Here is a 20906-nt window from a genome sequence, read left to right on the forward strand (position 1 = left end):
AAACCGGCGCAAGCCGGTTTTTTTTACCTTAAGCGGGTTGCGCCACGACCCGCTCACGCCCGATCAGCAGGGCGATGACGGCAGCGATCAGGCCGGTGGCGCCCGCGGCAACGAAGGCCATCAGGTAGCTGCCTTGCGATTCGCGCACCAGCCCCGCCATCCAGGCCGCGCTGGCCGCGCCCAGCTGGTGGCCGGCCACGATCCAGCCGAACACGATGGGGGCCTCGCGGTCGCCGAAGGCTTCGGTGGCCAGGCGCAGCGTGGGCGGCACGGTGGCGATCCAGTCCAGGCCGAAGAACACCGCGAAAATCGCCAGGCTGTAGAACGAAAAGTCGGAATACGGCAGGTAGATCAGCGCCAGCCCCCGCAGCGCGTAGTACACGAACAGCAGCTTGCGCGGATCGTAGCGGTCCGTGAGCCAGCCCGACGCGGTGGTGCCGAAGAGATCAAAGATGCCCATGATCGCGAGCAGGCCGGCGGCTTGCACTTCGGGCATGCCATGGTCGCCGCAAAGTGCGATCAGGTGCGTGCCGACCAGGCCGTTGGTGGTGAAGCCGCAGATGAAGAAGGTGGCGAACAAAAACCAGAACGTGCGGGTCTTGGACGCCCTGGCCAGGGCGCCGAAGGTGGCGGCCACCATGCCGGTGCGCGGCGCGGCGGGGGCGGGCGGGGCGTGCGGGTCGCTGCCGAACGGCACCAGGCCGACGCTGGCGGGGCGGTCGGGCACCAGCCACCAGGCCAGCGGCATCAGGGCGGCGGCCGCGGCGGCAACCGTCCAGACCACCCGGGTCCAGTCGCCGGACGAGGCCAGGGCGGCCAGGACGGGCAGGAAGATCAGCGTGCCGGTGGCCGTGCTGGCGGTGAGCAGGCCCATCATCAGGCCGCGATGCTTGGTGAACCAGCGATTGACCACGGTGGCGCCCATGACCACGGCCACCGCGCCCGAACCGATACCCGAGAACACGCCCCAGGTCATCAGCAGGTGCCAGGGCTGCGTCATGTACGCGCTGACTGCGCTGGACGCCGCCATCAGCGACAACGAAAAGATCAGCACGCGGCGCAGGCCGAAGCGTTCCATCGCCGCGGCGGCGAACGGGCCCACCAGGCCATACAGGAAAATGCCGACAGCGGCCGCGAACGAGGTCGAGCTGCGGCTCCAGCCAAAGCTTTCTTCCAGCGGCACCAGCAGGACGCTGGGCGAGGACCGCAGTCCGGCCGACACGAGCAGGGCCAGGAACACCACTGCGACCACGACAAAAGCGTACTTTTGCCCGGCGCGGCGGAAGGGGACGGGGGGTTGGGCTATACTCATGTTACTGACCGGTACGTATTGAGGTTTGCGAATAGTACGTACCGGTCAGTAACATCGTCAAGTTTTTTTTGGCGGCCCTGTTTACAGGAAAAGGAGCATTCGCATGGCCAGTAAATCCGGGTCGGCGGACAAGGCAACCGCCGCGTCCTCCCACGCAAAGCCGCTGCTTGCGGCCGATCGCATCCGCAAGACTGCGCGCGAGATGTTCTACCGCGACGGCATCCGGGCGGTGGGCGTGGACGCCATCGTCAACCAGGCCGGCGTCACCAAGCCCAGCCTGTACCGCAGCTTCTCGTCCAAGGACGAGCTGGCCGCGACCTACCTGCGCGATTACGAGGCCGAGTTCTGGGGACGTTTCGATGCGGCCTGCAATGCGCATCCCGGGGATCCGCAGGCGCAATTACGTGCCTACCTGTCGGGCCTGGGCGTGCGTGCGGTGCAGAACGGTTACCGCGGCTGCGGGCTCACCAATGCCGCGGTGGAATACCCCGAGGACGGCCATCCCGCGCGCGTGGTGGCGGTCGAACACAAGGTGGAGCTGCGCCGCCGCTTGACCGCGATGGCGGCGGAAATGGGGGCGCCGGACCCTGCCGCGTTGGGCGACGGGCTGCTGCTGCTGATCGAAGGGGCGTTCGTCTCGAGCCAGTTGTTCGGCGAGGGCGGCCCGGCCGGGCGCGTCGCCGACATGGCCGACAAGCTGATCGCCGCCCATGTGGGCTGCCGTCAGGGCTGATCGTCACCTGTTGCGCTGCACAAAAATAGTGCCAGATATGGTGCCTGTGCACTATCATGGTGGTGTTTGTACCCATTGCGCAACGGCAAAAATAGTGTCAAGCAATTTATATTGCGACGCAGCAAACGCGGATCTAACATGAAGTCGTGTTGTTCCCCATCGCGCTTTCTCAAGGAGAGAATCATGAGCGATACCGCGTTGAAAAATGCCCGCATGTCGGATGCGCTGGAGCGGTCCCTGATCCGCGAGGCCATCAAGGCGGAAACCCTGTCCGGCCCGTTTTCCCGCATGGGTTGGCGCCGGCTGAAGCTGCGCCTGGCCAGGCTGGGCGGCGCCGTTGGCGAAGTGCTGCACGACATGGACGCCGGCCGTCGCCAGCACCCGGTCGTCTCCGCCCGCCGCTAAGGTTCCGGCAGGGCTCCAGAAAAAACGCCAGCGCAAGCTGGCGTTTTTTTATGGCCGAAGGCGGCGTGCGATCACACCACCATGTCGACCAGCAGGTAGCCGTCCAGCAGCACGATGCCGACGGTGGCGATGACGGCGGCCCAGGCCCAGGCGCCGCGCAGCGCATGGTGGCCCATCAGGCTCTTGCGGCAGGCCAGCAGCACCAGCGGCCCCAGGGCGAAGGGCAGGGCCAGGCTGAGAATGACCTGGCTCAGCACCAGCAGTTCGTCGGGATCCTGGCCGCCCGTGAAGATCAGCAGGCCCACGGCCGCGGCGCCGGCGATCAGCCGCGTGGCCAGCGCGCGGCGGCGGTCGGACCAGTTGCTGCGCACCTGGAAGCCCTGCGACAGGATGCGGCCGGCCAGCACGCCGGTGATGGTGGAGCTTTGCCCGGCGGCATACAGCGCCACCGCGAACACGATGGCCGCGCCGATGCCCAGCGTGTGGCCGATGACGGCGTGGGCATCATCCAGGCTGGAGACGATCATGCCCGAGCCGGACAGGGACGCGGCGGCGACGATCATGATGGCCGAGTTGATCAGCATGGCCACGCCCAGCGACACCACGGTGTCGTTGCGCGCTACCCGCATGGCCATGTCGCGGGCGTCGGCCGGCAGCGCCCGGGCGCGTTGCGCCAGCGAGCCGGAATGCAGGTACAGGTTGTGCGGCATCAGGGTCGCGCCCAGGATGCCCAGCGCGATCAGAAAGCCTTGCGGGTTGCGCAGCGCCTGGCCCGTCTGGGTGATGCCGTGCGCCACTTCCGTCCAGGCCGGATTGGCCTTGAACAGCAGGAACACGAACGAGGCCGCCACGATCGACAGCAGCACGGCGATGACGCGCTCGTGGCGATCGGCGTTGCCGCGGGTCAGGGCCAGCACGGCAAACGTGCCCACGCCCGTAACGGCCACGCCGCCGATCAGCGGCAGGTTGAACAGCAGGCGCAGCGCGATGGCGCCGCCGATCAGTTCGGCCAGCGCGGTAGCCAGGATGGCGGCTTCGCCGGCCAGCCAGGCGGCCTTGGACATGCGCGGGGAAAGATGGCGGGCGGTGAGGGTGGCCAGGTCTTCGCCGGTGGCCAGCGCCAGGCGCGACACCAGCACCTGGAAACCCAGCGCCAGGATGGCCGAGGCGATGACCACCAGCAGCAAGCCATAGCCGAAGCCGCTGCCGCCGGCGATGTCGGTGGCCCAGTTGCCCGGATCGATGTAGCCCACGGCCACCAGGATGCCCGACCCGACCACCCGGCGCAGGTTGGCCGTCACCTGGGCGTCTTGTGCGTACGCCGCCTTGCCGCCAGAGATCGCATAAATGAATCGGGTCATGATTTTTCCTGAGAATGGTTCTCATTTTCCATAACTCGGGCATGACCGTCAAATTGATTTTCAGCAAGCCGGGGATAGGGCGGCCCAATGGCGCCGCCCTATCCCGGCCTGGCGGGCCGGTCAGGACTTGAGCTTGGCGTCCATGGTGATCTTGGCGTTCAGCACCTTGGAAACGGGGCAGCCTTTTTCAGCCTTGCGGGCAGCGTCTTCAAACGCCTGGGCCGACGCGCCGGGAATGACGGCTTCGACGGTCAGGTGCACGGCGGTGATGGCAAAGCCGTCGTCGGCCTTGTCCAGCGTGACCTCGGCCTTGGTGTCCAGGCTTTGCGCCACCAGGCCGGCTTCGCCCAGGATGTTGGACAGCGCCATGGTGAAGCAGCCGGCGTGGGCGGCGCCCAGCAATTCTTCGGGGTTGGTGCCCGGGGTGTCGCCAAAGCGGGTATTGAAGCCGTAGGGCTGGCTCTTGAGCGCGCCGCTCTGCGTGGAAATCGTGCCCTTGCCCGTCTTCAGATCGCCCGACCAGGCGGCGGTTGCGGTTTTCTTCATGCGTTGACTCCTGTAGAGGGGAACGCGCCCGTCGCGGACGCGTCCGGTGGGGGAGGCGGGCCGTTGGGGCGGCGCCGCGCAATGCCGAATGGGCATGGACCATGATACGGCGGCGGCGTGGCGCGGATGCGCATGGCAGCCCCACGCAACGGCAAGCCGATGTAACGGTTGCGGTCGCTACGCCTTGCCAGCGCGGCACCGCGCCGTCACACTTCGCCCTGGCTCAACCCGAACAGGCATTGGATACAGATGGTAGTGATCGACACCGAACAAACCCGCCGCGCATTGTCGTTCGACGCGGCGATTCCGGCTTTGCGCGAGGCCTTTCGCCAAGGCGCCCACGTGCCGCCGCGCCACGTGCATGCCATTGAATCGGGCGGTGCGCACGGCACGACGCTGATCATGCCGGCCTGGAACGAGCAGGGCTATTTCGGCGTCAAGGTCATCAACATCTTTCCTGAAAACACACGTCAGTCTTTGCCGGGCCTGCACGCCACCTACAACCTGTACAGCGCGCGCACCGGCGTGCCGCTGGCGCAGGTCGACGGCGACCAGGTCACGGTGTTCCGCACCGCCGGCGCCGCGGCGCTGGGCGCCTCGTACCTGGCCCGGCCCGATGCGCGGGTGCTCACCATCGTTGGCTCCGGCCGCATCGCCGGGCTGGTGGCTCAGGCCATGCGCACCGTGCGCCCCATCGACAAGGTGCTGGTCTGGAATCTGCGCCCGGCCGGCGCCGACGCGCTGGCGGCCGCGCTGCGCGAACAGGGCTTCGATGCCACCAGCACGCCAGAGCTCGAACAGGCCGTGCGCCAGTCCGATATCGTCAGCTGCGCCACGCTGTCCACCGAACCGCTGGTGCGCGGCGCCTGGCTGCGCCCGGGTACCCACCTTGACCTGATCGGCAGCTTCAAGCCCGACATGATCGAAACCGACACCGCCTGCTTTGACGGCACGACGGTCTACGTGGATACCGACGAAGCCCCCACCAAGGCCGGTGATCTGCTGGCCGCATTCCAGGCCGGCGTGCTGGCGCGGGAAGGCATCCGCGGCACGCTCACCGACCTGGTGCAGGGGCGAGCCCCGGGGCGCACCGATCCGCGCGAAATCACCGTGTTCAAGGCCGTGGGCAGCGCCCTCGAAGACCTGACGCTGGCCGCGCTTGTCTACGAGGCCCGCGCCGGTCAGGCAAAATAGCGGCATCCGCTTTTCTTCCTTTCCGCGAGTTGCCGTCATGTCCCGCACTTTTCTCCGTTACGCCTGCGCGGTCGCGCTGGTCGTCCCCGCCTTGTCTGCCCGTGCCGACATCGTCATCGGTGTGGACGTGTCCACCACCGGCCCGGCCGCGGCGATCGGCATCCAGACCAACAACGCGATCCGCCTGTGGCCGGCCACGCTGGGCGGCCAGCCGGCGCGCTACGTGGTGCTGGACGACGGCACCGACGTCAGCCGGGCCGTCAAGAACCTGCGCAAGCTCACGTCCGAAGACAAGGTCGACGCCATCGTCGGGCCCAACACCACCGCCGCGGCCCTGGCTGCGCTGGACGTGCTGGCCGAAACGCGCACGCCGATGATCGCGCTGGCCGCGTCCAGCGTCATCGTCGAGCCGTTGTCCGACCCCAAGCGCGCATGGGCCTTCAAGATGCCCCAGAACGATTCGCTGATGGCGACGGTGCTGGTCGAAGACATGAAAAAGAAAGGTCTGAAGAACGTGGCCTTCATCGGCTTTGCCGATTCCTACGGCGACAGCTGGTGGAAGGAATTCTCGGCCGCCGCCGGCTCCGACCTGAAGATCGTGGCGCAAGAACGCTTCCAGCGCACCGACGCGTCGGTGGTGGGGCAGGTGCTCAAGGTCATCGCCGCCAAGCCCGATGCCGTGCTGATCGCGGGCGCCGGCACGCCGTCGGCCCTGCCGCAGAAGACGCTGCTTGAACGCGGCTACACCGGCACCATCTACCAGACCCACGGCATCGGCACGCTCGAATTCCTGCAGGTCGGCGGCAAGGACGTCGAAGGCACGCTGTTCCCCACCGGCCCGGGCGTGGTGGCGCGCGAGCTGCCGGACTCGAGCCCGGTCAAGAAGGTGGCTGTGGCCTTTGCCGACCAATACGAACGCCAGTACGGCGCCAACACGCTGACTCAGTTCGCCGGCGATGCTTACGGCGCCTGGATGCTGCTGGATTCCGCCGTGGCGCGCGCCCTCAAGACCGGCGCCAAGCCCGGCACGCCGGAATTCCGCGCGGCCCTGCGCGATGCCCTGGAAAACACCCGCGACCTGATCGTGCCCAATGGCGTGCTCAATATCTCGAAAGACAATCACCAGGGCTTTGACGAGCGCGCCCGCGTCATGGGCGTCGTGCGCGACGGCAAGTTCTCGTACGCGCAATAGGGGCCTCATCAGTAAAAATGGGGGCGAAAAATGGGGACGACATAGTCGTCTACCCTTCGTAACGTGTTCTAACCTGTCATAGGGCAGCGCACGGGAAAAGCAGGCTTCGGCCTGCTTTTTTTCGTTCATATCATTAGAGGTGAAATGATTTAATGTCGTATCATTTTTAGCGAAGCCATGTACCTAGAAATAAATTCGGGAGAAAAAGACCATGACCCTGCAAACCACCCGCCGCCTGCTGCTGGCCCTGAGCCTGGGCTTGTTGGCCGCCTGCTCGGACTCCGGCGGCGACAAGACCGCGGCCGGCAAGGCCCCCGCGGCCGCCAACACGCTGGAAGCCGCCAAGGCGGCCGGCAAGATCCGCATCGGCTATGCCAATGAGGCCCCGTTTGCCTTCATGGACAGCAAAGAGGCCAAGGTCACGGGCGAGTCGGTCGAGATTGCGCGGGTGGTGCTCAAGCGCATGGGCATCAATGAGGTCGAAGGCGTGCTGACCGAGTTCGGCTCGCTGATTCCCGGGTTGCAGGCCAAGCGTTTCGACATCATCGCGGCGGGCATGTACGTGACGCCCGAACGTTGCGGCCAGGTGGCGTTTTCCGACCCCACCTATGGCGTGGGCGAGGCCTTCCTGGTCAAGCAGGGCAACCCCAAGAACCTGCACAGCTACGAAGACGTGGTGAAGAACCCCGACGCCAAGCTGGGCGTGGTGGTGGGCGCGATCGAAGGCGAGTACGCCTCCAAGGTCAAGGTGCCACCCGGCCAGGTGGTGGTGTTTCCCGATGCGGTCAGTGCGCTGTCCGGCGTGCAGGCGGGCCGCGCCGACGCCTATGCGGCCACCGCTCTCACCATCAACGACCTGATGGGCAAGACCGATGCCGGCAGCGGCCTGGAAAAGGCCGACCCGTTCACCGATCCGGTGATCGATGGCAAGGGCGTGCGCGGCTACGGCGCCTACGCCTTCCGCCCCGACGACAAGGCTTTTGCCGATGCCTTCAACGCCGAGCTGGCCAAGTTCATCGGCACCGAAGAGCACAAGCAACTGGTGGCGCCGTTCGGCTTCACGCCGCAGGAATTGCCCAACGGCGTCACGGCCGCCAAGCTCTGCGCCGGCCAATAGGAGGCGCCGATGCCGCTCATATCCGAACATATCGCCGAGCTGGTGCCGCCGCTGCTCGAAGGGCTGGCAGTGACGCTGGAAATCATGGCGGGTGCCGTGGTGCTGGCCGTGCCGCTGGCGCTGGCCGCGGGCATCGGGCGCCTGTCGACGCTTCGGCCCGTGCGCTGGGTGGCCTCGATCTATGTCGAGGTCTTTCGCGGCACGTCGGCCCTGGTGCAGCTGTTCTGGTTCTATTTCGTGCTGCCGCTGTTCGGCGTGCAACTGCCGGCCATGCTGGTGGGCATCGTGGTGCTGGCCCTGAATGCCGGCGCCTACGGCGCGGAAGTGGTGCGCGGCGCAATCCGCGCCGTGCCGCCGGGCCAGCGCGAGGCGGGCGTTGCGTTGAACCTGACCCGCGGCCAGATCATGCGCCGCATCGTCGTGCCGCAGGCCATTCCGGCCATGCTGCCGCCGGCCGGCAACCTGTTGATCGAACTGCTCAAGAACACCGCGCTGGTGTCGCTGATCACCATCACCGACCTGACCTTCCGCGGCCAGCTGCTGCGCAGCGAAACCCTGCGCACCACCGAGATCTTCACCTTGATGCTGCTGATGTACTTCGCGGTGGCGCTCTTGATCACGGCCGGCGTGCGGCTGCTTGAACGGAGGGTCCGCGTCCGATGAAACCGATATTCGACTGGTCCTTCGCACTGGAGATCCTGCCCACCCTGGGCTCGGCGCTGATCATCACCATCCAGGCCACCGTGCTGGGCATGCTGGTGGCCGTGACGCTGGGCCTGGCGCTGGCCCTGATGCGGCGCTCGCGCCTGGCGATCGTGTCGCTGCCCACGGCATTCGTGATCGAGTTCGTGCGCAGCACGCCGCTGCTGGTGCAGATGTATTTCCTCTTCTACGTGATGCCGCTGACCGGGGTGCAGATGTCGCCGCTGGCGACCGGCATCGTGGCGCTGGGGCTGCACTACGCGACCTATTGCGCCGAGGTCTACCGCGCCGGCATCGAGGCGGTGCCGCGCGGCCAGCTGGAAGCCGCCCGCGCCCTGAACATGTCGCCCTGGCGTACCGCCGTCGGCGTGGTGCTGCCGCAGGCGATTCCGCCGGTGGTACCGGCGCTGGGCAATTACCTGGTGGCCATGTTCAAGGACACGCCGCTGCTGTCCGCCATCACCGTGGTGGAACTGCTGCAGCAAAGCAAGATGATCGGCTCCAGCACCTTCCGCTACACCGAGCCCCTGACCCTGGTCGGCGTGCTGTTCCTGGTGCTCAGCCTGGTCGCGGCCTGGGGCGTGCGTGGCCTGGAGGCCCGACTGCAACGATACGGAGGAAAGCGATGAGCGCAAGCGTCACCATCAAGAACCTGCACAAGCGCTACGGCGAACTCGAGGTGCTGCGCGGCATCAACCTGGAGATCCCGGCCGGCCAGACCGTCGCGGTGATCGGCCCGTCGGGCTCGGGCAAGTCGACCCTGCTGCGTGTCCTGATGACGCTGGACCGGCCCACCAGCGGCGATATCGAGATCGATGGCCAGGCCATGTGGACCGACGAACAGGGCCGTCCGGCCGGAGCCAATTCCGACCACCTGCGGCGCGTGCGCGGCAAGATCGGCATGGTGTTCCAGCACTTCAACCTGTTCCCTCACATGACCGCGCTGGGCAACACCATGGAAGCGCCGGTGCACGTGCTGGGCATGTCGCGCGACCAGGCCCGCGAGCGCGCCGTGGAATACCTGGACATGGTGGGGCTGGGCGACAAGCTGGATGTCTATCCGGCGCAGTTGTCGGGTGGGCAGAAGCAGCGCGTCGGCATCGCCCGCGCCTTGGCGATGTGCCCCGAGATCATGCTGTTCGACGAAGTGACGTCGGCGCTGGACCCGGAGCTGGTGGGCGGCATCCTGCAGATCCTGCGCGACCTGGCGGCCCGGCGCAGCATGACGATGATCATCGTCACCCACCAGATGAAATTCGCCGAACGCAGCTCCGACCGCACCCTGTTTTTCGACGAGGGCAACATCGTCGAGGACGCCGAGTCGCAGACACTGTTCAGCGCGCCCAAAGAGGCGCGAACCCGCCAGTTCCTGGATAGCGTCATCGAAGGCCAGTAGCGCGGCCGGGCCGCAGGCGGCGCGCGCCGCCTGCATCGTCCGCCAGCGCGCGGCGCGACCAGGGCGTTGATGCGTCTGTGTCCCGCAGTCAGAACCCCCGCCGTTTAACCCTGTTGCGTCCGTTGGGATTTCCCGCCGGGCACGCCGGGCGGCGCTATGCTGTGCATCCGCGTCCATCGCCCGGAGTTCTTCGCATGAGTCACCTGTTCAGTCCCACGTCAGTCGGCAATGTCGACCTGGTCAATCGCATCGTCATCGCGCCCATGTGCGAGTACTCGGCCGACGAGGGCCGGGCCACTGATTGGCACATGATCCACCTGGGCCACCTGGCCCTGTCGGGGGCGGCGCTGCTGTTCACCGAAGCGACCGCGGTCGAGGCCGACGGCCGTATTTCCCCGGGCGACCTGGGGCTGTGGTCGGACGAGACCGAGGCCGCGCTGGGCCGGGTGGTGCAGGCGGTGCGGCGCTATTCTCCGATCAAGCTGGGCATTCAATTGGGCCATGCGGGCCGCAAGGCGTCCAGCCATGCGCCCTGGGAAGGCGGCCAGCTGGTGCCGCCCGAGCAGGGCGGCTGGCAGGGCTGGGCGCCGTCGGCGATTGCCCACAACGCGTCCGAGCCGCCGCCGCGCGCGCTGGACGCGGCCGGCCTGGCGCGGGTGCGCGATGCCTTCGTGGACAGCGCCCGCCGTGCCATCCGTCTGGGTTTCGACGCGATCGAGCTGCATGCCGCCCACGGCTACCTGCTGCACCAGTTCCTGTCGCCCCTGGCCAATCAGCGCGATGACGAATACGGCGGCTCGCTGGAAAACCGCATGCGCTTTCCGCTGGAAGTCTTCCGCGCGGTGCGCGAGGTGACCCCGGCGTCGGTGGCGCTGGGCGTGCGCGTGTCGGCGACCGATTGGGTCGACGGCGGCTGGGACCTGGAACAGACCCAGGCCTTTGCACTGCGCATCAAGGAACTGGGGGGCGAGTTCATCGACGTCTCCAGTGGCGGCGTGTCGTCGCAGCAGAAGATACCGGTGGGGCCGAATTACCAGGTGCCGTTCGCCGACGCGATCAAGCGCGAAGTCGGCTTGCCCACCATCACCGTGGGCCTGATCACCGAGGCCCAGCAGGCCGAGGACATCCTGGCCAATGGCCAGGCCGACATGGTGGCCCTGGCCCGCGGCATGCTGTACGACCCGCGCTGGCCGTGGCATGCTGCCGCGCAACTGGGCGGCCAGGTCAGTGCGCCGCGCCAATATTGGCGGTCGCAGCCGCGCGAGCAGAAAGAACTGTTCGGCGAAACGCGCTTCGGCCAGCGCTAGCCGCCGCAGCGGAGCCGGGCGACGTACGCGAGTCCGCCACCCAGACCGATCCGCCATGAAAAACGCCGCTTTGAAAAGCGGCGTTTTTCATGTGGCCTTGCGGCGAAGCGCGAGCCTTACAGCTTGGCGTAGGCGGCTTCCAGATCGCGATGCAGCAGGTCGGCAAAGCCGGCTTGCGAGGCATCGTGTTGCGACAGCAGGCGGGCCAGCACGACGTTGTCTTCTTCGCCGTTCCAGATCTTGATGTAGGTGCCTTCCTTGTAGCCGTGTTGCTGGCGGAAGATGTTCAGCACGTTCTTGGACACGTACTGGGTATAGGCATCGTTCCAGGTCATCTCGCAGGCCGTCATGCTCTGTTCCAGCAGCTTGAAGCTGGCGCGGCCGCAGACGGCCAGGCCGCCGATCAGTTCCAGCAGTTCCGGCACGGTCAGGCTGGCCAGCGCGTAGCTCTTGCCATCGAGTGTGACCGAGGCCGGGCCGGCCAGGTCGGCCACCAGCGCGGCAGCGGCCGCGCCGACGTCGCCCTTGGCCTGCACGATGGTGTGCGACAGGTAGAAATGCAGGATGTCGACCAGTTCCATCTGCACCTGGGGCAGATCGATGGTCTGCTTTTTCCACCACTTCCAGCCGTAGTGCTCGAGCGCCTCGGCGGATTCGACGAAGGCGGCGCGCAGGAAGCGGGCGCCGCCATTGATCCAGTCCGGATTGATCATGCTGTTCAAGTCGCCTTGCAGCTTCAGCATCGTGGCCGCCTGGGCCTGGTTCAATCCGACAACGTTGTTCACTTTCACTCCGGTATTCATGGGGTCTTTCGACGGCGGCGGAAATGTTAGCACCATTGCGTGGGGTGCCAGGCGCCGCCGTCCGCGTTCAGCCGTCCTTGCGGTACGAGGTGGTCTTGAGCGGCGGCAGTTTGCCCAGCGGCTGCTTGCGCGGATCGCGCGCGCCGCTGGCGGCCTTGAACAGCATGAACGCGAAGAACGCCAGGAACACCGCCGGCATCAGCTCGTCCAGGTCGAAGTGCGGTGAGCGCAGTGCCTTGAACGCGATATTGACCGCGGCCCAGCCGGCGATGGCGCCGGCGATGGTCAGGAAGATGCCCAGCTTGCGCTGGCGCGCGCGCTTGGCCATGGACACCGTGGCGGCGTCTTCCTGGCCGGGCACCCCCACCAGCGGCGCGGGTTCGGCGCGGCGCGATTGCAGCGGCGGGGGCGCGGATTTGCCCCAGGTCAGGTCGTACAGCGAATCCTTGGTGGAACCGCTCGGCGGGGCCGAGGGCGTGGCGGCCGGGGTGCTGGCCTGGCGGCGGGTTTCGGCCTTGTCGGGCACGCGGCCGGGCGAAGCGCCGCCGGCCCGTGACAGGTTCTCGACGTAGCGCGCGAAGTCGCCGTTTTTCGGCTCCATATCTATTGCCATGCTGTTCTCCGGGCTGGGCCTGATGACGACGGATCGGCCCTAATTGCCGCGGCGCGCTCGCGCCGGCTGCCGGCGTTTGCGCATCATCGCGACCAGAAGCCCGAATCCTAGCAGCACTGAGAAGCCCGCGCCGATCATCATGGCGATCTGTTGCGCGTTTTCGGCCGCGCCCAGGCTGCGCGCCGTGATGTAGCCCGGCGCCAGCATCAGCGGCATCCACAGCACGGCCGACGCGACGTTGGCCAGCTGGAAACGGCCATGGGCCATGCCCATCACACCGGCCACCGTCGGGATGGTCGAGCGGATGGGGCCCAGGAAGCGGCCGATCAGCACCGAGGCGAAGCCGTAGCGGTAGAAGAACAGCCGCGCGCGGGCCACCGCGGTGCGCTGTTGCTTGAGCGGCCAGCGACGCAGCACGGTCGGGCCGGCCCAGCGGCCCAGCGCGTACGACAGCGCGTCGCCCACGATGGCGCCGGCGATGCCCCAGGCCAGGATGCTCCAGAGGTCCAGCGTGCCCGCGCCGATCAGGCCGCCGGTCAGCAGCATCAGGGCGGTGGCGGGGATGAACAGGCCCAGCAGCACCATGGATTCACCCAGCGTCAGCAGGAAGGTGATCGGGCCGGCCCAGGCCTGGTTGGTCTCGATCAGCAGGCCGATCTTGTCGATATAGTGGTCCATGGGGGTCGAAGTTGAAAATTAGCTGAATGCAATCGGGTATCTTAACGCCTGCGTCGTGGACGGCGGGTGAAAATGGCGGTCCACCGGAAGGCTATCGTCGGAGTTCTATGGATTCGGTTACACAGGCCGTGCTGGGCGCGGGCATACAGGGGGCGCTGCTGGGGCGCGTGCAGGGGCGCCGGGCGCTGTTCTACGGCGCCGCGCTGGCGACGGTGCCGGATCTGGATGTGTTGATGCGCTATCCCGACCCCGTGTCGCTGATGACCTACCACCGCGGGTTCTCGCACTCGATCTTCGTCCTGACCGGACTGGCGGCGCTGCTGGCCTGGTTGATACGCAAGTATTGGCCCCAGGCGCAATACAGCGGCAGGCGCCTGTTCCTGACCTTGTGGCTGGTGTTGGTGACGCATCCGCTCCTGGACGCCTTCACCGTCTATGGCACGCAGTTGTTCTGGCCGATACCGTCCATTCCCGAAAGCTGGTCGGCGATCTTCATCATCGACCCCGTCTATACCGTGCCCTTGTTGCTGGCTGCGGTGTACGCCGCGGCGGTCGGCATGACGCGCAACGCCCGCCGCTTCCTGGCCGGGGCGCTGGTGTTCAGCACGGCCTACCTGGGTTTCGGCTTGGCAGGCCGCATCGCTGCCGAGCACCGGGTGCGCGATGCGATGCAGGCGCAGGGCATCGCCGTGACCGAGCTGCGGGCGATGCCCATGCCGCTGAACACGCTGCTGTGGCGCGTGATCGCCAAGACGCCCGATGGCCACTACTACGAGGCCGTCAGCAGCTGGTTTGATCGGGACCCACCGGAATCCCTGCGCCAGCCGCTCAATCTGGACGTGGGCCAGGCGCTGGCCGGCGTGCCGCTGCACGAGCGGCTGCGCTGGTTCACCGACGACTGGCTGCGCTACGACGTGATGGGCGACGCGCTGGTGGTGACGGACCTGCGCATGGGCATGGCGGGCCACTACAACTTCCGCTTCAAGATGGCCGAGCGCGGCCCCGATGGCGCCTGGCGCGCGGTCACCCCGTCCAGTTGGCCGGGCGAGCGGGGCGGTTGGGCCGAATTGAAACTGGTGCTGGCCCGCATCCTGCACGCCCAGCCGCCGCTGCCGCTGGCGCAATGGGCGGAAAAGGCGGCGCCCTAGGGCCTGTGCGAGGCTCCTTTTAGTGTTAACAGGCCCTGGCGCGCATCGCACCCGCCGGTCTGGTGTCGAAGGCCCCTTTCGCGTCGTACGCGAGGGGCTTTTGTTTTTGGCCGCCCTGGATTATTCTTGTTCGCTATTAAGGAACAGTAGTTCCGTTTTGTGGAACATTCATGAGTATTCTAGACGGCGTTCAACGCGTGCTGTCGCTGTATGCGGACGGCGTGGCCGAGTTGAGCTTCACCGACGTGGCGCAGCGGCTGTCCATGCCCAAGAGCACGGCGTCGCGCCTGCTGAACCAGATGCAGCACTACGGCATGCTGGACCAGGACGCGGCCACCCGCCGCTATCGCCCGGGTACCTTGCTGACCCAGGCGGTGCGCGCCGGCCAGAACGCCACGCCGCTGGACGAGGCCTGCCGCAAGGTCTTGGCCCGGCTGTCCGATGACAGTGGCCTGACCGCCTACCTGTCCACCCTGAACCAGCGCGAAACCGTGGTGTTGCAACGCTTGAATGGCTCGCACCCGGTGCAGGTGCTGTCCCCGCCCGGCTCGCGCCGCGCGGCTTCCGGCACGGCGATGGGGCGTGCGTTGCTGTCGCGCCTGACCCAGACCGAATTCGACACGCTGTATGGCGCCGATCCCGCCCAGCCCCTGGCAGTGGAAGGCAAGGATTGCCCGGCCACTGTCGGCGAACTGGCCCAGCGCGTCGCCCAGACCCGCGCCGACCACTGCGGCGTCGCCATCGACCAGGCCATGCCGGGCATTGGCGCCGTCGCGGCTGCGGTGCGCGATCCGGCCACCGGCGAACTGCGCGGGCTGTGCCTGTCGTTCGTGTCCTTCCAGGCCGATGCCGCCCGCGTGGCGACCCTGCGCGAATCTCTCATGCAGCAAGTCGCGGCGCTGGGCCGCGAACTGAACGATCCCTATTGGCTGGGCTGATGCCCGGCCTGATTCCCCTGACCGACATTCCCGCATCCTGGCCGCGCCCGCGCGGCATCCGACCTACCGATTCCAAGGAACCCTCATGAACCTTCTGCTTCTCAGCAATTCCAGCAGCGACGCCGGCTATCTGGTGCATGCGTTGCCCGACATCCGCGAACTGATCGAAGCGCTGCCGGCCGGCGCCAAGGCCGTATTCGTGCCGTTCGCGGGCGTGACCCGCAACTGGGACGACTACACCGCGCTGGTCGTGTCGGCGCTGGCCGATACGGGCCTGGACATCCAGGGGCTGCATCGCGCCGCCGATCCCGTGGCTGCGCTCAATGAGGCCGCGGTCATCATCGTGGGCGGCGGCAACACCTTCAACCTGCTGGGCCAGCTGCGCCGCCAGGGCCTGCTCGACGTCGTGGCGCGCCGCGTGCGCGAAGGCGCCGCCTACCTGGGCTGGAGCGCAGGCTCGAACATGGCGTGCCCCAGCATCTGCACCACCAACGACATGCCCATCACCGACCCCGAAGGTTTCGATGCACTGGGCCTGCTGTCGTTCCAGATCAATCCGCACTACACCAATGCGCACCCGCCCGGACATCGCGGCGAAACGCGCGCGCAGCGCCTGGCCGAATTCTGCACGCTGAACCCGACCATGCCGGTGCTGGGCCTGCCGGAGGGCGCGGCGCTGCGCGTGCGTGGCCAGGCCGTGGCGCTGATCGGTCCGCACGACGCGCCGCTGTTCCTGGGCCACGCCGAGCCGCGCGTGTTCCGCCCCGGTCCGCTGGAGATCCCGGCATGAAGCAAGTCATCGACACCATCGAGCTGCTGTCCTCGGCCCACATCACCGGCGAAGCCGTGGCGCAGTACCTGCGCGCGGCCGGTAATTGCCAGGTCGACGTGACCCGGCTGGAACGCGACGGCGCTGCCACCGAGTTTCTGTCCATCATCATCCCGGGCGCGGATGACGCCGCGCCGCAGTTGGGCATCATCGGCCGCCTGGGCGGCATCGGCGCACGCCCGGCCGTCACCGGCCTGGTGTCCGATAGCGACGGCGCCGTGGTCGCGATTGCCGCCGCGCTCAAGCTGATGGCCATGGCGCGCCAGGGCGACGTCCTGCCCGGCACCGTGCGCATCCGCACCCACATCTGCCCACGCGCCGGCACCCGTCCGCACCATCCGGTGCCGATGATGAAGTCGCCGTTCCCCATGCGCGAAATGATGTCGCATGAAGTGGACCCGCGCATGGACGCCATTCTTTCGGTCGACACCACGCGCGGCAACCGCCTGGTGAACCAGCGCGGCGTGGCGCTGACGCCGGTGGCCAAGCAGGGCTACCTGCTGCGCATTCCGGAAACCATGCTGGACGTCATGGGCTGGGTCAGCGGCGAACTGCCGCTGACGCTGCCGCTGACCACGCAGGACATCACGCCCTACGAAAACGGCCTTTCGCACGTCAACTCGTTGATGCAGCCCACCATCGCCACCGACGCGCCCGTCGTCGGCGTGGCGCTGACCGCGCAGACCGCCGTGCCCGGCTGCGCCACGGGCGTGACCAACGCCGTGGATGCCGATGTCGCCATGCGCTTCTGCATCGAAATCGCCAAGCTGTTCGGCCAGGGCGCCATGACGTTCGTCGATGCGGCCGAGTGGAATGCGCTGCAAAGCCGCTACGGCTCGCTGGCGCGGCTGCAGACCACCGGGGTCGAACCCGGGAGCGCCCAATGAGCGGGCACCCGCCACGGCGCGTCGCGTTCTTCACCATTGGCCAATCGCCGCGCAGCGATATCGTGCCTGAAATGGCGCCGCTGCTCGGCGCGCATGTGCAGATCGAGGAGTTCGGCGCGCTGGACGGCCTGGACGCCGACGCGTTGGCCGCATTGGCGCCGCGCCCGGGCGAATACCGCTTCGCCACGCGGCTGCGCGACGGCACGCAGATCGAACTGGATGCGACCGCCGCCGAAGCCCGCCTGGCGCAAGTGATGCGCGAGGCGGACGCGTCCGGCTACGACCTGTTGGTGCCGCTGTGCACCGGTACCGCCATCGCACCGATGCGTACGCTGGTGATCGAACCGCAGCAGGTCGTGGATCATCTGGTCGCAGGGTTGTCGCAGCACTGCCGCAAGGTCGGGCTGGTGGTGCCGCTGGCGGCTCAGGTCGATGCCTTCCACCTGGCCGTTGCGCTGGAATGCGAGGCGCGCGTCGCACACGCTTCGCCCTACGAGGCCGACGCGGACCGCGCCGCCGAGCAATTCGCGCAGGCCGGTCGCGACCTGGCGGACTGCGATTTCATCATCATGCACTGCATGGGTTACGCCGAGCGCATGCGGCAGGCAGTGGCAACGGCGTCGGGGCGCCCGGTGCTGCTGTCCAACCGCCTGGTGGCGCAGACGCTCGCACAATTATTGGTATAAGGGGAAACCACTTCATGTTCAGCAGCACCTTGCAACGCGCCGTGGGCGCCGTATTCATCGCCGGTTCGCTGGCCGCTGCGCCGGCCTTGGCCGCCGACGCCTGGAAACCGACCAAGCCGGTGCGCCTGCTGGTGGGGTTCGCACCCGGCGGTTCTGCCGACACGCTGGCCCGCCTGTTGGCCGAACCGCTGTCGCAGCGCCTGGGGCAGACCGTCGTGGTCGAGAACCTGGCGGGGGCCGGCGGCAACATCATGGCGTATCGCCTGTCGCAATCGCAACCTGACGGCTACACCATCGGCATTGCCGCTGCGGGCTCCATGGCCATCACGCATGTCCTGAACCCGAAGGGCACGAACTACAAGCCGGCTGATTTCACGCCCATCACGCTGGCGGCGGTGCAGCCCAACGTCGTGATCGTCAACAAGGACGTCCCGGCCAACAACCTGGCCGAGTTGAAGGACTACTTCCAGAAGACGCCCACCGCGACTTACGGCACGGCAGGCGTGGGTATCTCGAACCACCTGATCGCCGAGACCATGCTGTACAAGATGGGCGTGAAGGTGCCGCATGCGGCTTACCGTGGCGCCGCGCCGGTCATCACCGACCTGCTGGGCGGCCATATCGCCATGACGATGGACAACATCTCCACCGCTGCGCCGCTTGCCAGCCAGGGCAAGGTCAAGGCCATCGCCGTGGCCTCGCTCAAGCGTTCGGCCCAGTTGCCCAACGTGCCCACGTTGGACGAGCAGGGCCTGAAGGGCTTCGACATGCCGACCTGGCAGGGCGTGTTCGCCCCGGCCGGCGTGCCGGCGGACGTCCTGGCGGCCTACTATGCGGCGCTGCAGGACGTGCTCAAGCAGCCGTCGGTGATCGAGAAGATGGCGGGCCTGGGCTCGGAACCGGTCACCGGCATGACGCCCGAGAAGTTCGGCCAGTTCCTGGAAACCGACCGCAAGCAATGGGCCGACATCGTGCGCGCGGCCAATATCAGCCTCGAGCAGTAATGGCGGCATTGACGCCTGACTTGATGTCAGACGTTGCGTCACTGGCTGCCTCGGCAGTGACGCCGCCATCAAGTGAAAACGCCAGACTGTCGTCTGGCGTTTTTTTTGGCTGAAGCCCGGCGCTTGCGCCGGCAGTACCCCCCGATCAGGCCGGCAGGCGCGCGGCGATCTCGGCAATCAATCGACGGGCGGCATCGAGCTTGTCGGCGGCCGGCAGCGGGTGCGCGCCCTGGGCGTCGAACAGCACCAGTTCGGTCGTGTCGGCGTCCATCACCTTGTGCGCCAGGTTGCCGACCAGCAGCGGAATGCCCTTGCGTGCGCGCTTGGCCTCGGCGTGCTCGGCCAGCTTTTCGGTTTCGGCGGCAAAGCCCACGCACCAGGGGCCGTCTTTCAGCTTGGCCACTTCGGCCAGGATGTCGGGGTTGGGCTCGAATTCCATCAGCGGCGCGCCGCCGCCTTCGCTGGTTTTCTTGAGCTTTTGCGCGCTGACGTTCTTCACGCGCCAGTCGGCCACTGCCGCGACCGCAATGAAGATGTCGGCGTCGGTGGCGCTGGCCATCACGGCATCGTGCATCTGGCGTGCGGTGGTGACCGATAGCGCGGTAACGCCGCGGGGCACGGGCAGGGCGGTCGCGCCGGTGATCAGGGTGACGCGGGCGCCCGCTTCGCGCGCGGCGCGGGCCAGCGCGTAGCCGGTCTTGCCCGACGAACGGTTGCTCAGCACGCGCACCGGGTCCACGGGCTCGGACGTGGGGCCGGCGGTCAGCAGCACGTGGCGGCCGGCCAGCAGCTTGGGCTGGAAGAAGGCGATCAGGTCGGTCAGGATTTCATGCGCTTCCAGCATGCGTCCGTCGCCCGTTTCGCCACAGGCCTGTTCGCCTGCGGACGGACCCAGCACGCTGATGCCGTCGGCGCGCAGCTGCGCCACGTTGCGCTGGGTGGCCGGGTTGGCCCACATTTCGCGGTTCATGGCGGGGGCTACCAGCAGGGGGCACGCGCGCGCCACGCACAGGGTGGACAGCAGGTCGTCGGCCATGCCGTGCGCCAGCTTGGCCATGAAGTCGGTGCTGGCGGGGGCGATCAGCACGGCATCGGCGCCGCGTGTCAGGTCGATGTGCGCCATGTTGTTGGGCACGCGTGCGTCCCAGGCATCGACGAACACCGGGCGGCCCGACAGGGCCTGCATGGTGACGGGGGTGATGAAGTGCGTGGCCGCTTCGGTCATCACCACATCGACGGTGGCGCCTTGTTCGGTCATGCGCCGCACCAGCTCGGCGATTTTGTAGCAGGCGATGCCCCCGGTCAGGCCGAGGACGATGCGTTTGCGGGCGAGGTCGAGCATGAGGGTCGGACGGCGGGCAAGCGCCGTCAAATCAAGGAACGGACAATGATTTTATTCTGCATTGCGGTATTGCGCCGTTCGCCATGCCGATAGGGGGCGTCAAACAGGACAAAACGCAAGACAGAACCCAAGAAAAAACCCGGCCGGGGGCCGGGTCTTTCGGGGCAATGCGGGATGAAAAATCAGGCCCGCGGCTTGCGCGCCCGCAGCAGTTCGTCCAGCACCAGCAGTACCGCACCGCAGCTGATGCCCACGTCCGCCAGGTTGAAGGCGGGGAAATACCAGTCGCGCCAATAAAACAGCAGGAAGTCCACCACGTGGCCATAGACCACGCGGTCGATCACGTTGCCGATGGCGCCGCCCAGGATCAGCGTCAGGGCCAGGCAGAACCGCGGCTGGCCGCGGGTGCGGCGCAGGATCACGGTGATGACCACGGCGGCCACGATGCCCAGCGCGGTGAACAACCAGCGCTGCCAGCCTTCTTCGGACGCCAGGAAGCTGAACGCCGCACCGCGGTTGTACAGCAGCGTGAAGTCGAAGAACGGCAGCAGGTTCAGGCGTTCGCCGTACTGGTACGAGGTGTTGAAGTACACCTTGGTCAGCTGGTCCAGCACGATGATCGCCAGGGCGATGGCCAGCCAGCGGCCCACCTTGGCGGGGGGCGCGCTGGCAGCCGCGGACGCGTTGGCGCCTTGCGGGGCGGGGCCGGCCAT

Annotated in this window: 23 protein-coding genes; 15 read left to right on the forward strand and 8 right to left on the reverse strand. The window is 67.3% G+C overall.

What is annotated here, in order from left to right:
* Positions 1 to 28 precede the first annotated feature (28 nt).
* Positions 29 to 1312 carry an MFS transporter gene (locus tag HV798_RS18215; RefSeq protein WP_175191925.1) on the reverse strand — a complete coding sequence of 428 codons (1284 nt, stop codon included), beginning with the start codon at positions 1310 to 1312 and terminating at the stop codon, positions 29 to 31.
* A gap of 103 nt (positions 1313 to 1415) precedes the next feature.
* Here HV798_RS18215 and HV798_RS18220 point away from each other — a divergent pair, with 103 nt between their 5' ends.
* Both HV798_RS18220 and HV798_RS18225 read left to right on the forward strand, forming a co-directional pair.
* Entirely contained in the window at positions 1416 to 2045 is a 630-nt protein-coding gene (locus HV798_RS18220) for a TetR/AcrR family transcriptional regulator (RefSeq protein ID WP_175191926.1), read from the forward strand.
* 183 nt (positions 2046 to 2228) lie between these two features.
* Entirely contained in the window at positions 2229 to 2450 is a 222-nt protein-coding gene (locus HV798_RS18225) for an XRE family transcriptional regulator (protein WP_175191927.1), read from the forward strand.
* A gap of 71 nt (positions 2451 to 2521) precedes the next feature.
* Here HV798_RS18225 and HV798_RS18230 read toward each other — a convergent pair whose 3' ends face one another.
* Positions 2522 to 3811 carry an Nramp family divalent metal transporter gene (locus HV798_RS18230; protein WP_175191928.1) on the reverse strand — a complete coding sequence of 430 codons (1290 nt, stop codon included), beginning with the start codon at positions 3809 to 3811 and terminating at the stop codon, positions 2522 to 2524.
* 120 nt (positions 3812 to 3931) lie between these two features.
* On the reverse strand, positions 3932 to 4357 hold the full coding sequence (locus HV798_RS18235; RefSeq protein ID WP_025135858.1) for an OsmC family protein: 426 nt from the start codon (positions 4355 to 4357) through the stop codon (positions 3932 to 3934).
* A gap of 249 nt (positions 4358 to 4606) precedes the next feature.
* On the opposite strand from HV798_RS18235, the gene lhpI reads away from it, so the two are divergent.
* From lhpI to HV798_RS18270, 7 genes are all read left to right on the forward strand, one after another.
* The gene (lhpI, locus tag HV798_RS18240; RefSeq protein ID WP_175191929.1) at positions 4607 to 5551 is read left to right on the forward strand and encodes a bifunctional Delta(1)-pyrroline-2-carboxylate/Delta(1)-piperideine-2-carboxylate reductase; all 945 of its coding nucleotides are present in this window, start codon (positions 4607 to 4609) and stop codon (positions 5549 to 5551) included.
* A 37-nt stretch (positions 5552 to 5588) separates the two neighbouring features.
* On the forward strand, positions 5589 to 6743 hold the full coding sequence (locus HV798_RS18245; RefSeq protein ID WP_175191930.1) for an ABC transporter substrate-binding protein: 1155 nt from the start codon (positions 5589 to 5591) through the stop codon (positions 6741 to 6743).
* Positions 6744 to 6954: 211 nt separating this feature from the next.
* Complete coding sequence (gene ehuB, locus HV798_RS18250; RefSeq protein WP_175191931.1) at positions 6955 to 7860, forward strand: ectoine/hydroxyectoine ABC transporter substrate-binding protein EhuB; 906 nt, start codon at positions 6955 to 6957, stop codon at positions 7858 to 7860.
* Between the two features lie 9 nt (positions 7861 to 7869).
* Positions 7870 to 8523, forward strand: coding sequence for an ectoine/hydroxyectoine ABC transporter permease subunit EhuC (gene ehuC / locus HV798_RS18255; protein WP_025135862.1), 654 nt, complete (start codon positions 7870 to 7872; stop codon positions 8521 to 8523).
* Positions 8520 to 9191 (forward strand): ectoine/hydroxyectoine ABC transporter permease subunit EhuD, encoded by a 672-nt coding sequence (gene ehuD / locus HV798_RS18260; protein ID WP_025135863.1) that lies wholly within the window; start codon positions 8520 to 8522, stop codon positions 9189 to 9191. The genes ehuC and ehuD overlap by 4 nt, the downstream gene beginning before the upstream one ends.
* Positions 9188 to 9958, forward strand: a complete 771-nt coding sequence (gene ehuA, locus HV798_RS18265) for an ectoine/hydroxyectoine ABC transporter ATP-binding protein EhuA (RefSeq protein ID WP_175191932.1) — start codon at positions 9188 to 9190, stop codon at positions 9956 to 9958. Before ehuD ends, ehuA begins: the two co-directional genes overlap by 4 nt.
* Before the next feature lie 194 nt (positions 9959 to 10152).
* A complete protein-coding gene (locus HV798_RS18270; RefSeq protein ID WP_175191933.1) occupies positions 10153 to 11265 on the forward strand; it encodes an NADH:flavin oxidoreductase/NADH oxidase in 1113 nt (370 codons plus the stop codon).
* A 116-nt stretch (positions 11266 to 11381) separates the two neighbouring features.
* Here the strand turns inward: HV798_RS18270 and HV798_RS18275 are convergent, their stop codons facing one another.
* The 3 genes from HV798_RS18275 to HV798_RS18285 form a co-directional block, all read right to left on the reverse strand.
* Positions 11382 to 12068: a dUTPase gene (locus HV798_RS18275; RefSeq protein ID WP_175191934.1), complete on the reverse strand. Its 687-nt coding sequence runs from the start codon at positions 12066 to 12068 to the stop codon at positions 11382 to 11384.
* A gap of 67 nt (positions 12069 to 12135) precedes the next feature.
* Positions 12136 to 12681: a hypothetical protein gene (locus HV798_RS18280; RefSeq protein WP_175191935.1), complete on the reverse strand. Its 546-nt coding sequence runs from the start codon at positions 12679 to 12681 to the stop codon at positions 12136 to 12138.
* Between the two features lie 39 nt (positions 12682 to 12720).
* Positions 12721 to 13359, reverse strand: a complete 639-nt coding sequence (locus tag HV798_RS18285; protein WP_025135868.1) for a DedA family protein — start codon at positions 13357 to 13359, stop codon at positions 12721 to 12723.
* Between the two features lie 107 nt (positions 13360 to 13466).
* Between HV798_RS18285 and HV798_RS18290 the strand changes: the two genes are divergently transcribed.
* The 6 genes from HV798_RS18290 (at position 13467) to HV798_RS18315 (ending at position 18851) form a co-directional block, all read left to right on the forward strand.
* Positions 13467 to 14507, forward strand: coding sequence for a metal-dependent hydrolase (locus HV798_RS18290; RefSeq protein ID WP_175191936.1), 1041 nt, complete (start codon positions 13467 to 13469; stop codon positions 14505 to 14507).
* A gap of 170 nt (positions 14508 to 14677) precedes the next feature.
* A complete protein-coding gene (locus HV798_RS18295) occupies positions 14678 to 15445 on the forward strand; it encodes an IclR family transcriptional regulator (RefSeq protein WP_175191937.1) in 768 nt (255 codons plus the stop codon).
* Positions 15446 to 15530: 85 nt separating this feature from the next.
* Positions 15531 to 16235 (forward strand): dipeptidase PepE, encoded by a 705-nt coding sequence (gene pepE, locus HV798_RS18300; RefSeq protein ID WP_175191938.1) that lies wholly within the window; start codon positions 15531 to 15533, stop codon positions 16233 to 16235.
* Positions 16232 to 17161, forward strand: a complete 930-nt coding sequence (locus HV798_RS18305) for a DUF1177 domain-containing protein (RefSeq protein ID WP_175191939.1) — start codon at positions 16232 to 16234, stop codon at positions 17159 to 17161. Before pepE ends, HV798_RS18305 begins: the two co-directional genes overlap by 4 nt.
* Complete coding sequence (locus HV798_RS18310) at positions 17158 to 17847, forward strand: AroM family protein (RefSeq protein WP_175191940.1); 690 nt, start codon at positions 17158 to 17160, stop codon at positions 17845 to 17847. The genes HV798_RS18305 and HV798_RS18310 overlap by 4 nt, the downstream gene beginning before the upstream one ends.
* 14 nt (positions 17848 to 17861) lie before the next feature.
* The gene (locus HV798_RS18315; RefSeq protein ID WP_175191941.1) at positions 17862 to 18851 is read left to right on the forward strand and encodes a Bug family tripartite tricarboxylate transporter substrate binding protein; all 990 of its coding nucleotides are present in this window, start codon (positions 17862 to 17864) and stop codon (positions 18849 to 18851) included.
* Positions 18852 to 18996: 145 nt separating this feature from the next.
* On the opposite strand, the gene coaBC is transcribed toward HV798_RS18315, so the two are convergent.
* Both coaBC and lspA read right to left on the reverse strand, forming a co-directional pair.
* Positions 18997 to 20193 (reverse strand): bifunctional phosphopantothenoylcysteine decarboxylase/phosphopantothenate--cysteine ligase CoaBC, encoded by a 1197-nt coding sequence (gene coaBC, locus HV798_RS18320; protein WP_175191942.1) that lies wholly within the window; start codon positions 20191 to 20193, stop codon positions 18997 to 18999.
* Between the two features lie 182 nt (positions 20194 to 20375).
* Positions 20376 to 20906 (reverse strand): signal peptidase II, encoded by a 531-nt coding sequence (gene lspA, locus HV798_RS18325; RefSeq protein WP_175191943.1) that lies wholly within the window; start codon positions 20904 to 20906, stop codon positions 20376 to 20378.

The sequence above is a fragment of the Achromobacter deleyi genome, from assembly GCF_902859705.1.
Taxonomy (GTDB): domain Bacteria; phylum Pseudomonadota; class Gammaproteobacteria; order Burkholderiales; family Burkholderiaceae_B; genus Achromobacter; species Achromobacter deleyi.

What these genes read in the sequence shown, in the direction of transcription:
- pepE (WP_175191938.1), top strand. Translation starts at nt 15,531, where the DNA reads ATGAACCTTCTGCTTCTCAGCAATTCCAGCAGCGACGCCGGCTATCTG.
- HV798_RS18270 (WP_175191933.1), top strand. Translation starts at nt 10,153, where the DNA reads ATGAGTCACCTGTTCAGTCCCACGTCAGTCGGCAATGTCGACCTGGTC.
- ehuA (WP_175191932.1), top strand. Translation starts at nt 9,188, where the DNA reads ATGAGCGCAAGCGTCACCATCAAGAACCTGCACAAGCGCTACGGCGAA.
- coaBC (WP_175191942.1), bottom strand. Translation starts at nt 20,193, where the DNA reads ATGCTCGACCTCGCCCGCAAACGCATCGTCCTCGGCCTGACCGGGGGC.
- HV798_RS18235 (WP_025135858.1), bottom strand. Translation starts at nt 4,357, where the DNA reads ATGAAGAAAACCGCAACCGCCGCCTGGTCGGGCGATCTGAAGACGGGC.
- HV798_RS18295 (WP_175191937.1), top strand. Translation starts at nt 14,678, where the DNA reads ATGAGTATTCTAGACGGCGTTCAACGCGTGCTGTCGCTGTATGCGGAC.
- HV798_RS18245 (WP_175191930.1), top strand. Translation starts at nt 5,589, where the DNA reads ATGTCCCGCACTTTTCTCCGTTACGCCTGCGCGGTCGCGCTGGTCGTC.
- HV798_RS18220 (WP_175191926.1), top strand. Translation starts at nt 1,416, where the DNA reads ATGGCCAGTAAATCCGGGTCGGCGGACAAGGCAACCGCCGCGTCCTCC.
- HV798_RS18280 (WP_175191935.1), bottom strand. Translation starts at nt 12,681, where the DNA reads ATGGCAATAGATATGGAGCCGAAAAACGGCGACTTCGCGCGCTACGTC.
- HV798_RS18275 (WP_175191934.1), bottom strand. Translation starts at nt 12,068, where the DNA reads ATGAATACCGGAGTGAAAGTGAACAACGTTGTCGGATTGAACCAGGCC.
- lhpI (WP_175191929.1), top strand. Translation starts at nt 4,607, where the DNA reads ATGGTAGTGATCGACACCGAACAAACCCGCCGCGCATTGTCGTTCGAC.
- HV798_RS18305 (WP_175191939.1), top strand. Translation starts at nt 16,232, where the DNA reads ATGAAGCAAGTCATCGACACCATCGAGCTGCTGTCCTCGGCCCACATC.
- HV798_RS18215 (WP_175191925.1), bottom strand. Translation starts at nt 1,312, where the DNA reads ATGAGTATAGCCCAACCCCCCGTCCCCTTCCGCCGCGCCGGGCAAAAG.
- HV798_RS18310 (WP_175191940.1), top strand. Translation starts at nt 17,158, where the DNA reads ATGAGCGGGCACCCGCCACGGCGCGTCGCGTTCTTCACCATTGGCCAA.
- HV798_RS18290 (WP_175191936.1), top strand. Translation starts at nt 13,467, where the DNA reads ATGGATTCGGTTACACAGGCCGTGCTGGGCGCGGGCATACAGGGGGCG.
- ehuC (WP_025135862.1), top strand. Translation starts at nt 7,870, where the DNA reads ATGCCGCTCATATCCGAACATATCGCCGAGCTGGTGCCGCCGCTGCTC.
- HV798_RS18315 (WP_175191941.1), top strand. Translation starts at nt 17,862, where the DNA reads ATGTTCAGCAGCACCTTGCAACGCGCCGTGGGCGCCGTATTCATCGCC.
- HV798_RS18285 (WP_025135868.1), bottom strand. Translation starts at nt 13,359, where the DNA reads ATGGACCACTATATCGACAAGATCGGCCTGCTGATCGAGACCAACCAG.
- ehuD (WP_025135863.1), top strand. Translation starts at nt 8,520, where the DNA reads ATGAAACCGATATTCGACTGGTCCTTCGCACTGGAGATCCTGCCCACC.
- ehuB (WP_175191931.1), top strand. Translation starts at nt 6,955, where the DNA reads ATGACCCTGCAAACCACCCGCCGCCTGCTGCTGGCCCTGAGCCTGGGC.
- lspA (WP_175191943.1), bottom strand. Translation starts at nt 20,906, where the DNA reads ATGGCCGGCCCCGCCCCGCAAGGCGCCAACGCGTCCGCGGCTGCCAGC.
- HV798_RS18225 (WP_175191927.1), top strand. Translation starts at nt 2,229, where the DNA reads ATGAGCGATACCGCGTTGAAAAATGCCCGCATGTCGGATGCGCTGGAG.
- HV798_RS18230 (WP_175191928.1), bottom strand. Translation starts at nt 3,811, where the DNA reads ATGACCCGATTCATTTATGCGATCTCTGGCGGCAAGGCGGCGTACGCA.